This is a genomic window from Corynebacterium sp. c24Ua_83 (assembly GCF_039907245.1).
Lineage (GTDB): Bacteria > Actinomycetota > Actinomycetes > Mycobacteriales > Mycobacteriaceae > Corynebacterium.
This window is the reverse complement of record NZ_JASBOI010000027.1, coordinates 1-10,947: the sequence shown is the minus strand read 5'-3', so window position 1 is coordinate 10,947 and position 10,947 is coordinate 1. Positions and strand designations below refer to the sequence as shown.

Annotated in this window: 10 protein-coding genes, 1 tRNA gene and 1 pseudogene; 10 read left to right on the top strand and 2 right to left on the bottom strand. The window is 63.9% G+C overall.

All coding sequences use genetic code 11. The features are described 5' to 3' along the window. Both QKE30_RS10345 and QKE30_RS10340 read left to right on the top strand, forming a co-directional pair. On the top strand, positions 1–94 hold a 94-nt coding region (locus QKE30_RS10345; protein WP_156474291.1), incomplete at its 5' end, for an IS3 family transposase. A gap of 45 nt (positions 95–139) precedes the next feature. Next, positions 140–490: a hypothetical protein gene (locus QKE30_RS10340; protein WP_347934736.1), complete on the top strand. Its 351-nt coding sequence runs from the start codon at positions 140–142 to the stop codon at positions 488–490. A 657-nt stretch (positions 491–1,147) separates the two neighbouring features. Here QKE30_RS10340 and QKE30_RS10335 read toward each other — a convergent pair. Then, on the bottom strand, positions 1,148–2,110 hold the full coding sequence (locus QKE30_RS10335) for a 1,4-dihydroxy-2-naphthoyl-CoA synthase (protein WP_239198799.1): 963 nt from the start codon (positions 2,108–2,110) through the stop codon (positions 1,148–1,150). A gap of 44 nt (positions 2,111–2,154) precedes the next feature. Between QKE30_RS10335 and QKE30_RS10330 the strand changes: the two genes are divergently transcribed. The 5 genes from QKE30_RS10330 to QKE30_RS10310 all read left to right on the top strand — a co-directional run bounded on the left by QKE30_RS10330 (position 2,155) and on the right by QKE30_RS10310 (position 7,786). Continuing rightward, positions 2,155–3,273 carry an o-succinylbenzoate synthase gene (locus tag QKE30_RS10330; protein ID WP_239198796.1) on the top strand — a complete coding sequence of 373 codons (1,119 nt, stop codon included), beginning with the start codon at positions 2,155–2,157 and terminating at the stop codon, positions 3,271–3,273. An 11-nt stretch (positions 3,274–3,284) separates the two neighbouring features. Then, the gene (gene menD / locus QKE30_RS10325) at positions 3,285–5,147 is read left to right on the top strand and encodes a 2-succinyl-5-enolpyruvyl-6-hydroxy-3-cyclohexene-1-carboxylic-acid synthase (RefSeq protein ID WP_347934735.1); all 1,863 of its coding nucleotides are present in this window, start codon (positions 3,285–3,287) and stop codon (positions 5,145–5,147) included. Beyond that, positions 5,144–5,620, top strand: a complete 477-nt coding sequence (locus QKE30_RS10320) for a DUF3592 domain-containing protein (RefSeq protein WP_347934734.1) — start codon at positions 5,144–5,146, stop codon at positions 5,618–5,620. Before menD ends, QKE30_RS10320 begins: the two co-directional genes overlap by 4 nt. 92 nt (positions 5,621–5,712) lie before the next feature. Next, positions 5,713–7,071: a glycosyltransferase family 1 protein gene (locus QKE30_RS10315; RefSeq protein ID WP_347934733.1), complete on the top strand. Its 1,359-nt coding sequence runs from the start codon at positions 5,713–5,715 to the stop codon at positions 7,069–7,071. Positions 7,072–7,099: 28 nt separating this feature from the next. Continuing rightward, positions 7,100–7,786: a demethylmenaquinone methyltransferase gene (locus QKE30_RS10310; protein ID WP_347934732.1), complete on the top strand. Its 687-nt coding sequence runs from the start codon at positions 7,100–7,102 to the stop codon at positions 7,784–7,786. 34 nt (positions 7,787–7,820) lie between these two features. Here the strand turns inward: QKE30_RS10310 and QKE30_RS10305 are convergent, their stop codons facing one another. Then, entirely contained in the window at positions 7,821–9,284 is a 1,464-nt protein-coding gene (locus QKE30_RS10305; RefSeq protein ID WP_239198784.1) for an FAD-dependent oxidoreductase, read from the bottom strand. A gap of 176 nt (positions 9,285–9,460) precedes the next feature. On the opposite strand from QKE30_RS10305, the gene QKE30_RS10300 reads away from it, so the two are divergent. From QKE30_RS10300 to QKE30_RS10290, 3 genes and pseudogenes are all read left to right on the top strand, one after another. Further along, complete coding sequence (locus tag QKE30_RS10300; RefSeq protein ID WP_239198781.1) at positions 9,461–10,471, top strand: polyprenyl synthetase family protein; 1,011 nt, start codon at positions 9,461–9,463, stop codon at positions 10,469–10,471. A gap of 123 nt (positions 10,472–10,594) precedes the next feature. Beyond that, positions 10,595–10,676: transfer RNA gene (locus tag QKE30_RS10295), tRNA-Tyr, on the top strand. Between the two features lie 180 nt (positions 10,677–10,856). Next, positions 10,857–10,947 (top strand): annotated as a pseudogene (locus QKE30_RS10290) (peptidase C56); the annotation flags it as partial.

Sequence of the window (10,947 nt, the reverse complement as noted above, 5' to 3'; positions counted from 1 at the left end):
TCAGTGGTACAACACCGAACGCATCCAACAACGACTCAAGGGCCTGACCCCGATGCAATATCGGAATCAGACCCTTGAAGCCCTAACCGCCTAGAGTTAAACCAGTCCAACTTTCGGGGGCCAGTTCAGTTTCTATGAAATGAAAGATTCGCCCCTGGTAGATACAGCGAAGCCTTTGCCTTTTGGCGTTGGAGTTGTAGAGCTTAAGCCTGGTCAAGGATCCCGTTTTGGTGCCTTATTGATTGAAGCGATTTCTGGGGTTCTAGTGTGTGGACCGGAATCCTCCGAGTCTGCCGTCAACACTTCTTTCGAAGTTAACGACTGGCTGTTGTCCAGGGTTCCCGTCACGGCTCGTGAAACTTTTATTAGCGAACCAGACCTTCCTAAAGAGCGACAGTTTAATGACGTTCAGATGGAAATGATCGTGCAGGAACACAGTAAAGAACTGAGTACCTGCAGTTATTCTGGCGGTACCAATGCAGCTTCTTAAGTACGGTTGGCAGACCCGAAGGCTGGGTTGGGTTGTGGGCGCCTCCCTCCTGGCAATGTTTACGGTTGTCTTGGTTGGCGATGGTGGATTTCAAGTGAACTGGGACACGGTATATGAGCCTAAATACGTGCTCTACATGGAGTTGGTCTTCTTACTTTTGAGTACTGTGGCGGCAGTTCTGATTGAACCTCTAAGTGCTCAATGGGAAGGCAGTTCCTTTCGTGCACGAGGGGTTGCATTGCTTTCCCTGTGCGTCACCTTCGTGAGTATATGGCTTGTGGCGGCGGTGGCAATGGGGCAGCTATTGAGAATTTACCCTGCCAACACCGTAGTGTTGATGATTCTGACGAGCAGCACCCTTGTAGCATCGGTGACTCTGGGGCTATCACCGTGGATTGGTCCCTACTGGGCGGGAGTTAGCTCCCTGAGCTTCTATGCGACTTGTATCGCAATCCAGGGGTTTATGCCTGCCTACCGTTCTTTAGTCCCCCTAGGGGACTCTCGGCTGATACCTGCGCCCACGGAGCCACATGTCGTACTCACTTCAGTTATTGGTTTGGCGCTGTGCGTCCTGAGTCATTGGACGACAGGCGGGCTTCGCCAAGGGCGCAGAATTGTCAAAGAAGACTTGTCTTAGAGAGCCCCGGACTGCCTTAGTTAGTAGTAGTATGGGAAGTCGTCCCAGTTCGGCTCGCGCTTCTCTAAGAAGGCATCCTTGCCTTCTACTGCCTCGTCGGTCATGTAGGCCAGGCGCGTAGCCTCACCTGCGAAGACCTGCTGGCCCATTAATCCGTCGTCGGTCAGGTTGAAGGCGAACTTCAGCATGCGCTGTGCTGTGGGGGACTTGGTGTTGATCTTGCGACCCCATTCGATGGCGGTGTCCTCCAGGTCCGCGTGATCCACCACACGGTTGACGGCACCCATCTGGTGCATCGTTTCAGCGTCGATGGCCTCGCCGAGAAAGAAGATCTCGCGGGCAAACTTCTGGCCCACCTGCTTGGCGAGGTATGCGGAGCCGTAGCCTGCGTCGAAGGAGCCGACGTCGGCGTCCGTCTGCTTGAACTTCGCGTGCTCGCGGGAGGCCAGGGTTAGGTCGCACACCACGTGCAGGCTGTGCCCGCCGCCAGCGGCCCAGCCGTTGACTAGGCAGATTACAACCTTCGGCATCGTGCGGATCAGGCGCTGCACCTCCAGGATGTGCAGGCGGCCGCCCTCAACCTTCGCGCGGGCCTCGTCCACCCCTTCTGCGCCAGCGGCGGCGACGTCCGAATCGTGGCTGGTTGCGTACTGATAACCGGAACGGCCACGGATGCGCTGGTCGCCGCCGGAGCAAAACGCCCAGCCGCCGTCCTTCGGGGAAGGCCCGTTGCCGGTCAACAGGATGGTGCCCACGTCCGGGGTGCGGCGCGCGTGGTCCAGTGCCCGGTACAGCTCATCGACGGTGTGCGGGCGGAAGGCATTGCGGACCTCTGGGCGGTCGAAGGCGATGCGCACGATGCCGTTGGCGCGGCCCTCGCCGACGTGACGGTGGTAGGTGATGTCCGTGAAGTTGTCTACGCCCGGCACATCGACCGGGCGCCACAGCTCGGGGTTGAAGGGGTTGTTGCTGGAATCAGTCATGCCCGCCATTCTATCGGCCGGCCGCTTTTGGCAAGGTAGGAAGCATGAACAGTTCCGCCCCGTCTTCTAACCCGTCCTTCCCGCTGCCGTCGCTCGCCGAGTTACTCGAGCGCGCCGACGTGGTTGCCCTGCCGATGCGGGTGTCCTTCCGTGGCGTGACTGTACGCGAGGCCCTTCTTATTGACGCCCCGTCCCAGTGGGCCGAGTTCGCCCCCTTCCCGGAATACGAGCCGGCCGAGGCTTCCCTGTGGCTGCGTTCGGCGATCCAGTACGGCTATGGAACTAGCCGTTCAGCCCCCGCCGACGAATGGGTTGCCGTCAACGCGACCATCCCGGCAGTGGACGTAGACGCCCAGCCGGGGATCATCGGCGAGCTCATGGAGCGTTATCCCGGCTGCACCACCGTGAAGGTCAAGGTCGCGGAGAAGAACGCCCTGGCCAACGATCCGGCCGCCAGCATGCGCCAGGACGTTCAGCGCGTCCGCGCAGTTCGGCAGTGGTATGCGGACCAGGGGATTCGTGCCCCGAAGATCCGCATGGATGCCAACGGCGGCTGGACCGTCCGGCAAGCCCTGGAGGTTGTGGAAACCCTCGCCGCCGATGGCCCGCTGGATTACGTAGAGCAGCCCTGCCGCACCGTCGCCGAACTGGCGGAGGTGCGCCAGAGCCTCATGCGGCGGGGATTGTTTGTGCGGGTCGCGGCCGACGAGGCCATTCGTAAGAGCGCGGATCCGATCACAGCGGTCAAGGAGGTTACCGACGCAGGGGCGTGTGACGTGGCCGTGCTCAAGGTGCCGCCACTCGGGGGCGTGGATCAGCTCCGCCGGGTGGCCAGCGAGGTCGCGCAACGCGGCGTGTCCATCACGGTGAGTTCGGCCCTGGATACTGCGGTTGGCCTGGGTGCCGGCCTGCAGGCCGCCGCCAGCTTGGTGCACATCGATGACGACGGCATGGTCGCCGAACCCAACGCCGCCGGGCTGGCCACCGGCACGCTTTTTGAACACGACCTCGCAGAGCGCCGAATCGTCGATGGCCGCATGCACACCGGCGCTGTAACCCCCGATGCCGACCGACTGGCGGAGTTCCGCCTTACCGGCGAGAGGCGTGATTGGTGGCTGGACCGCCTGCGTGCGGCTTATAGCTACCTGGAGGGCGGAAGGTAGATTGTGGAACTGTGACTAACGCTGATAGCTCTTCCCAGGATCCGACTCAAGGCTCTGGCACACACTCTGCTGCGCTGCCCAGCCCCGTTGCAGTACGTGCGGGTTTGGTGCTGGTTGACCAGCTGATTCGCAGCGGTGTGCGGGAGGCAGTGCTGTGCCCCGGCTCGCGGAACTCGCCGCTGAACCTGGCGTTCGTGGAAGCGGAAAGGGTCGGGCGGGTGCGCCTGCATGTCCGCACCGACGAGCGTTCGGCGGCTTTCCTGGCACTGGGGCTGGCGAAGGTTTCGCGCAATCCGGTGCCGGTCGTCATGACTTCCGGGACGGCCGTGGCCAACTGCCTGCCGGCCATGGTGGAGGCCACGCTTTCCGGCGTGCCGCTGGTTGTGCTCTCGGCGAACCGGCCGCTCTCTATGCTGGGCTCGGGGGCGAACCAGACCATCGACCAGGCGGAGATCTTCGGCACCCATTCCGTATGCACCCTGAACACCGGCGAGCTGGCGCTGGAAGGCGCCGCTGCCGACACCACAGCGGAGATCCGCGACCTGGTGCGCAAGCTAATCGCTGCGGCAACGGACCCCATCGACGGCGGCGGAGCCCACCTGGACGTGCCGCTGCGGGAACCCCTCGTGCCGCCGACGCTGGACGAGCTTTCGCTGTGGGCCGGTGAAATTGCCGCCACTGAAGACGGCGCTGAAGATGCGGAAACGACCGAGGGCGCACAAGGCTCTCACGTGCCCGGCCAGCTCGCCCGCGGTCCCCGGAAGCTGCCCTATGGCCAGGTCGAGGTAGACCTGTCGCGCCGCACGCTCGTCATTGCGGGATCCGTCAGCGACGTCGCCTGGGCGCGCTCGATCATGGACGAACTAGCGGACGTGCCGACCATCGCGGAACCCGTAGCCCCGGCACCCGACTTCCCCGTGCACAGCGCGGCCGTAGACATGTTCAGCACCCAGGTCGTCAGCGACGGCGAACACTCGGCGGTCACCACCCCGGAACAGATCGTGGTGATCGGCCGGCCAACCCTCCACCGTGGCGTCACAAAGCTCCTGGCCAACAAGGACATCAACGTCATTGCCCTCAGCGACACCCGCAACATCACCGACGTTTTCGACAACGTCGATGAGGTCGGCAGCACCGTCCGACCGCGCGGCGAGCAGCCGGAAAGCTGGCTGCAGGTCGCCCGCGCCATCAGCGACATGGGCGTAAATCAGGTGCGCGACGGGTTGGCCGAGCACGACCCGTTCACCGCGGTGCATGCTGTGGCCGTTGTTGCGGACGCCCTGCGCGACGGGGACCTCTTGGTACTGGGGGCGTCTACGGCGGTGCGGGATGCCTCCCGCGCCGGGCTGCCCTTCGACGGAGTGCAGGCGATCGCCAACCGTGGGGCGTCGGGAATCGACGGAACCATCTCCACCGCCGTAGGCGCGGCAATGGCGCACGCCCACGCCGACCCGACGGCGATCCGCGCGCCCCGCACTATTGCCGTGATGGGTGACCTGACCTTCGCTCACGATCTCGGCGGGCTGAACATCGGACCACTCGAGCCGCGCCCAGACAATCTGCTGATCGTACTAACCAACGACAGCGGCGGCGGGATCTTCGAAACCCTCGAGCCCGGTGCCGAGCACTTGCGCACCTTCGCCGACGGCACCGCTGCCTTCGAGCGGGTCTTCGGCACGCCACTGGACCTGGACTTCGCGGAGCTCTGCGCCGGGTTCGGAGTGGAACACAAGCTGGCTACCAGCGTGGAGGAACTCGCTACAGCCATCGACGAGCACGCCGAAATCGGCGGAAGCGGGATCACGGTGTTGGAAGTGAAGGTGAGCAGGCGTGGGCGTCAAGAAGTAGAACAGAGGATCGCAGGCGCACGATGAATCGCATAGTTAATCGCGAGAGGATTGACGAGCTGACCTCGCATCAAATTCGCACGGCGCGCAGGCTGCGGCGTGCCAAGCAAACCGTTATCGCGCTGGCGGGGCTGGTAATGCTGGTGTGCGGCGGGATGATTGTGACCTCTGCGATGGATGACTTTGCGATCTCGCGAGACAAAGCCGAAGCGACGGCGGAGGTGGTCTCGGTGCAGACGCTGCGGACTACCGTGCGTTTCCGCGACGCAGAAGGTAATTTCCGGCAGCCCGAAGAGGGGCTGAAGTACCCTTCCGGCCTGGTGGAAGGGCAGAACGTGCGCGTGGAATACCAGGTCAGCGACCCCGAGAATGTGAAGGTGCAGGGGAGGGGATGGACGTTGGCTTTCCTGCCGGCGCTGTCGTCCATGGCCGTGGGGCTGGGCGTGTGCGCCATGTTGATGCTGATGATCCGCATCTGGCAGAAGAAAAATAAACTTTGAGTAATGAAAGTAACCTTCTGTTTGCCTAGACTTGTAAATGTTTTTACCCAGACGAAACGCGGGCGTGAACTGAAAAAGGGACGCTGAAGGGTATGCGAGTTGCAATTGTTGCCGAGAGCTTTCTGCCTAACGTAAACGGCGTGGTCAATTCCGTCCTCCGCGTGCTGGAGCACTTGCGTGCCAATGGGCACGAAGCGCTGGTGATCGCCCCAGGGGCAACGAATGGGCAAGAGGAAATTGCGACCTACGAGGGCTACCGCATCGCCCGCGTGCCCGCCGTGGACGTGCCGGGCATTAACTCCCTGCCGATCGGCGTGCCGATGCCGAGCGTGTACACGGAGCTGAAGAAGTTCCAGCCAGACGTGGTTCACCTGGCCAGCCCCTTCGTGCTCGGCGGCGCGGGCGCCGTGGCAGCGCGGGCACTGAAGCTGCCTTGCGTGGCTATCTTCCAGACCGACGTGGCGGGCTTCGCCAACAACTACAGGATGAAGCTCCTATCCAAGATGGCGTGGCGCTGGGTGCGCGTCATGCACAACATGTGCGCCATGACGCTTGCCCCGAGCTCCGTGACGATGCGCGAGCTGGAAGAAAACCGGGTGCGGGGCGTGGCGCACTGGGGCCGCGGCGTGGATACGGAACGCTTCCACCCCTCCAAGCGTTCCGACGAGCTGCGCCGCGAGTGGCTGCTGGAAGGCGAGAAGAAGCGTGGCAACGCTGGCGAGGCCGCCGACCTGGAGGGCCGCCGCACCATCGTCGGCTTCGTCGGCCGTCTGGCCGCCGAGAAGTCCGTGGAGCGCATGGCTGCCCTGAACGGCCGGGACGACGTGCAGCTGGTAATCGTCGGCGACGGTCCGGAGATGGAGGACCTCAAGTCCCGGATGCCCACCGCAGTATTCACCGGCGGGCTGTACGGCGAGGATCTGGCGCATGCCTTCGCCAGCCTGGACATCTTCGTGCACACCGGCCAGTACGAGACCTTCTGCCAGGCGATCCAGGAGGCCCAGGCTTCCCGCGTGGCGACCATCGGCCCGGCTGCCGGTGGCCCGATCGACCTCATCAAGCCCGGCCACAACGGCTACCTTCTGAACGTAGAGAACTTCGAGTCCGAGCTGGTCGAGGCGGTGGACACCATCCTTGCCGGGGACGTGGATACCTACCGCGACAACGCCTTCGAGGGCGTGCAGAACAAGAGCTGGTCCAGCCTGTGCGACCAGCTGCTCGGCTACTACCGCCAGGCCATCGCGCAGGGCGGCAAGGCGGCCCCGCGCAAGGGTTCGCAGCGCGACTTCACGGGTGTGCGCGAGGTGCCCCGCCCCGCAGCTGAGGAGACCACCGAGGAGACCACCGCGCAGGCCACCGTTGAGACTTCGGCCAAGCCAGCCCCGCAGGTCAGCGCCGAGTCCACGGCCGACTCCGCCGCGCAGGTCGGCACTGAACCCGTCGCGAAGTAAACGCAGCGCCCGCGCTAAGATGTGAGTCGTGTCTCGGGCAAGTTTGGAAAAGAAGCCGCATGAAGTCGCGTCGATGTTCGACGCGGTAGGCAAGAACTACGACCTCACCAACACGGTGTTGAGCTTCGGCCAGGATCGCTATTGGCGCATCCGCACCCGCAAGCGCCTCGACCTAAAGCCCGGCGACCTGGTGCTCGACCTCGCCGCGGGCACGGGCGTATCCACCGAAGAGTTTGCCCGCACGGGCGCCACCTGCATCGCCTGCGACTTCTCCTTCGGCATGCTCGCCGTCGGCTCCCACCGCAACGTGCCGATGGTGTGCGCGGACGGAACGAACCTGCCGTTCGCCGACGCGACCTTCGACGCGGTGACGATCAACTACGGCCTGCGCAACATTGTGGATTTCCGCGCCGGCCTGCGCGAAATGGCGCGCGTGACGAAGCCCGGCGGCAAGCTCGCCGTCGCGGAGTTCTCCACCCCCGTCATCCCGATCTTCAAGACGGTGTACAAGGAATACCTGATGCGCGCCCTGCCGAAGGTTGCGAAGGTAGTTAGCTCCAACGCGGATGCCTACGAGTACCTTGCCGAATCCATCCGCGCCTGGCCTGACCAGGAGGAACTCGCCGCGGAGATCCGCGACTGTGGTTGGCGAGAGGTCGGCTGGCAGAACCTCACCGGCGGAATCGTGGCGCTCCACAGCGCGATCCGCGACTAACTGGAACTCATCCGCGCGCGGCCAGTAGCAGCGGCTACTTCCGCGCGGCGAAGGGCTCGTCGATCGGCGCGAGGTTCACAACCCTTCCTGCACCCCGCCACAGCCTGGCCGCCACGTCGCGGTCGGCGGGGCTCACGAGGTTCCCCATCAGGCGCGTCGCCACGCCCATCACGCGGTTCGCCAGCGGCCCGCGCATGCCCAGCGGCCCGAGCGCGCTCATCAGTCCCGGCATCGTCAACACCACCGCCAGCCGCCGCGCCAGCCCGAACGCCTCGCCGTAGTGTTTCTGCAGTTGATTCGTCCATTCTGGCTCCATGCCGGCGCCGTTGTGGCCCTTTATTTTGGACGCCCACTTCTCCGGCCCGCCCCACTGATCAACCAACAACCGGACCAGCAGCTCGGCGGATTCCAAGGCGTAGTCGATGCCTTCGCCGTTCAGCGGATTGACCAGGGCGGCGGTGTCCCCGATGGCGGCCCAGTTGGGGCCGGCCACGCGGCTGACGGCTCCGCCCATCGGCAGGAGGGCGGAGGTGATGGATTCCGGCTCTCCCTCGATGGCCCATTCGTCGCTGACTTGGCGCGCGTAGTCGCGCAGCAGCTTCTTGGTGTTTACCTTGGCGGGGCGCTTGGTGGTGGCCAGCACTCCGCAGCCGAGGTTCGCTTTGCCGATGCCTTCAGCCGGGCCGCGATCCACCTCTTCGGCCGGATTGCCCAGGGGGAACACCCACCCGTAGCCCGGCTGGGCGGTTCCGGAAGCGTCGTTACGCTCCAGGTGCGAGTGAATCCACGGCTCATCGCCGAAGGGGGTGTTGATGTAACTACGGGCCGCGATGCCGTGGACCAGCCCCTTATCCCACTGCACGCCCAGCTTGCGGGCGATGCCACTGCGCACGCCCTCGGCCAGGACGAAGAAGCGCGCACGGATCTTCACGGGCGCGGATGAACCTTGCGCGCCCTCACCGGTGCGAGTGCCCGCGACCTCGCTGAGCTGTTGGGTTACTGGGTCCGGGGTGGCGTCATTAATCTTCGCTTGAATAAAACGAGCACCCGCCGCGATGGCGATTCCGGCGAGGGCGGCATCCAGGCGCGTGCGGGGGATGGCCGAGCCGCGTTGCGGGAAGTTTCCTGAAGGCCACGGCGCGGTGATGGAGCCGCCGAAGCCGTGCAGCTTGAGGCCCCGGATGTAGGGGGCGCCGTCGAGGAGGTGGAGCGCGCCCATCGACTCCAGGGAGGCGACGGCGCGTGGGGTGAGGCCATCGCCGCAGGTCTTATCGCGGCCGATAGGGAGGGGGCTGGGTGCAGTGCCCGGCACAGAACCTGCCGCAGTGCCCGGCTTAGAACCCGGCACGTCGGCCATGTCCACCATTGCGACGTCCAGGCCAGCGCGGGCGGCGTGGAAAGCGGCGGCGGCACCGGCCGGGCCTGCTCCGATGACGGCGAGATCGCACTCGATGCTGTGGGAGCCAACGGTGGAAGTTTCAGAAGCGGGGGGATTCATCGACACCCATTGTTCCACGCGGGTGGGGAAGGGCTGGCGGGGAGGTCGAGGCGTAGATCGCACGTGCGTTAAACACCGCCACGTTAATCGACTAAAGTGTCGGTAGACATGTAAAAGACCGCATGTGAAACACCGCATGCGCAGTTCAAGAGGAAAAGTCGAGGCTGACCACGGACATGCCAAGTGCCACACCCCGTAAACCGGCGCTCCCTGACGTGGGGGATGCGCAACTAAACGAGGCCTTGGGCCAGTCGATGCAGCAGGTTGAACAGCTGCTGAAGGATCGGTTGTCGGTTGGCGAATCCTTCCTCACCGACAAAATCAGCCACCTCTTCGAGGCGGGCGGCAAGCGCTTCCGCGTGATGTTCGCCCTGCTGGCGGCTCATTACGGTGAGAAGCCGACCGCGCAGGAAGTACACGAGGCAGCTGCCGTGGTGGAACTGACCCACCTGGCAACGCTGTACCACGACGACGTGATGGACGAGTCCGACCAGCGCCGTGGTGCGGAATCCGCGAACAAGCGCTGGAACAACTCCGTGGCCATTTTGGCGGGCGACTACCTGTTCGCTATCGCCAGCGACATCATGGCAACGCTTGGCACCCAGACGGTGCAGCACTTCGCGGAGACCTTCCGGGAGCTGGTGACCGGCCAGATGCGCGAAACCATCGGCGCCCGCGAGGGGGAGGACGAGATTGAGCACTACCTGACCGTCATCCAGGAGAAGACGGGCGTGCTCATCGCTTCGGCGGGCTGGCTCGGCGCACTCCACAGTGGCGCTTCCGAGGAACACCGCGAGGCACTGTTCCGCTTCGGCCGTAACGTCGGCCAGATCTTCCAGATCGTTGACGACATCATCGACATTTGGGCCGACCCGGAGGTCTCCGGCAAGCAACCTGGCACGGACTTGCGCGAGGGCGTGTTCACCCTGCCGGTTCTTTATGCAATGCAGCAGGATGACGCCACAGGGGCGCGACTGCGCGAGATTCTCACCGGGCCTGTCACAGAGGATGCCTTGGTGGACGAGGCGCTGGAGCTTATCCGTGGCTCCGAAGGTCGCGAGAAGTCCTTTGAGGTCGTGCAGCGCTACCGCCAGTACGGCGAGGATGAGCTGGCCAAGCTGCCCGAGAACCAGGTGACTCAGGCGCTGCGCCACTTGATGGACTTCGCCTTGGAGCGCCTGGGATAGCTGGCGGAGTGGCCTCGGAGCCTGCGGGGCGCGCAGGGTAGCTTCCGGAGAGCTGCTTGAGCTGGCGATTTGCATAAGTTGGGGCTACTCGTAGTAGAGTTACCAGCGCACCGAATGGTGCATGCCAGATTGCCCGAGCGGCCAAAGGGAGCGGACTGTAAATCCGCCGGCTCTGCCTTCGTTGGTTCGAATCCATCATCTGGCACAGCGCCAAATGGCAAAAACGACAACCCGGTGGTTGCTTCCCTGTGTGGGAGGTGGCCACCGGGTTTTGCTATGCCTGGCGGACGGACGGCGAGACCGGAGACCAAGGGGGAAATCGGGGTGTCGCGGACCGGGTTTTGCTGGCACCATGGGGTCGTACATCCTCTAGAAAGGAGCAAACATGGCAAAGCTAGATGGCAAGCGCATTGGTGTTCTCGCGACGAATGGTTTCGAGGACTCTGAGTTCAGCTCTCCGGTTGAGGCTGTCCGCA

Coding starts and splice junctions, on each gene's coding strand:
- QKE30_RS10335 (WP_239198799.1), bottom strand. CDS start 2,110: ATGACTGATTCCAGCAACAACCCCTTCAACCCCGAGCTGTGGCGCCCG.
- QKE30_RS10340 (WP_347934736.1), top strand. CDS start 140: ATGAAAGATTCGCCCCTGGTAGATACAGCGAAGCCTTTGCCTTTTGGC.
- QKE30_RS10300 (WP_239198781.1), top strand. CDS start 9,461: ATGCCAAGTGCCACACCCCGTAAACCGGCGCTCCCTGACGTGGGGGAT.
- QKE30_RS10330 (WP_239198796.1), top strand. CDS start 2,155: ATGAACAGTTCCGCCCCGTCTTCTAACCCGTCCTTCCCGCTGCCGTCG.
- QKE30_RS10305 (WP_239198784.1), bottom strand. CDS start 9,284: ATGAATCCCCCCGCTTCTGAAACTTCCACCGTTGGCTCCCACAGCATC.
- QKE30_RS10320 (WP_347934734.1), top strand. CDS start 5,144: ATGAATCGCATAGTTAATCGCGAGAGGATTGACGAGCTGACCTCGCAT.
- QKE30_RS10315 (WP_347934733.1), top strand. CDS start 5,713: ATGCGAGTTGCAATTGTTGCCGAGAGCTTTCTGCCTAACGTAAACGGC.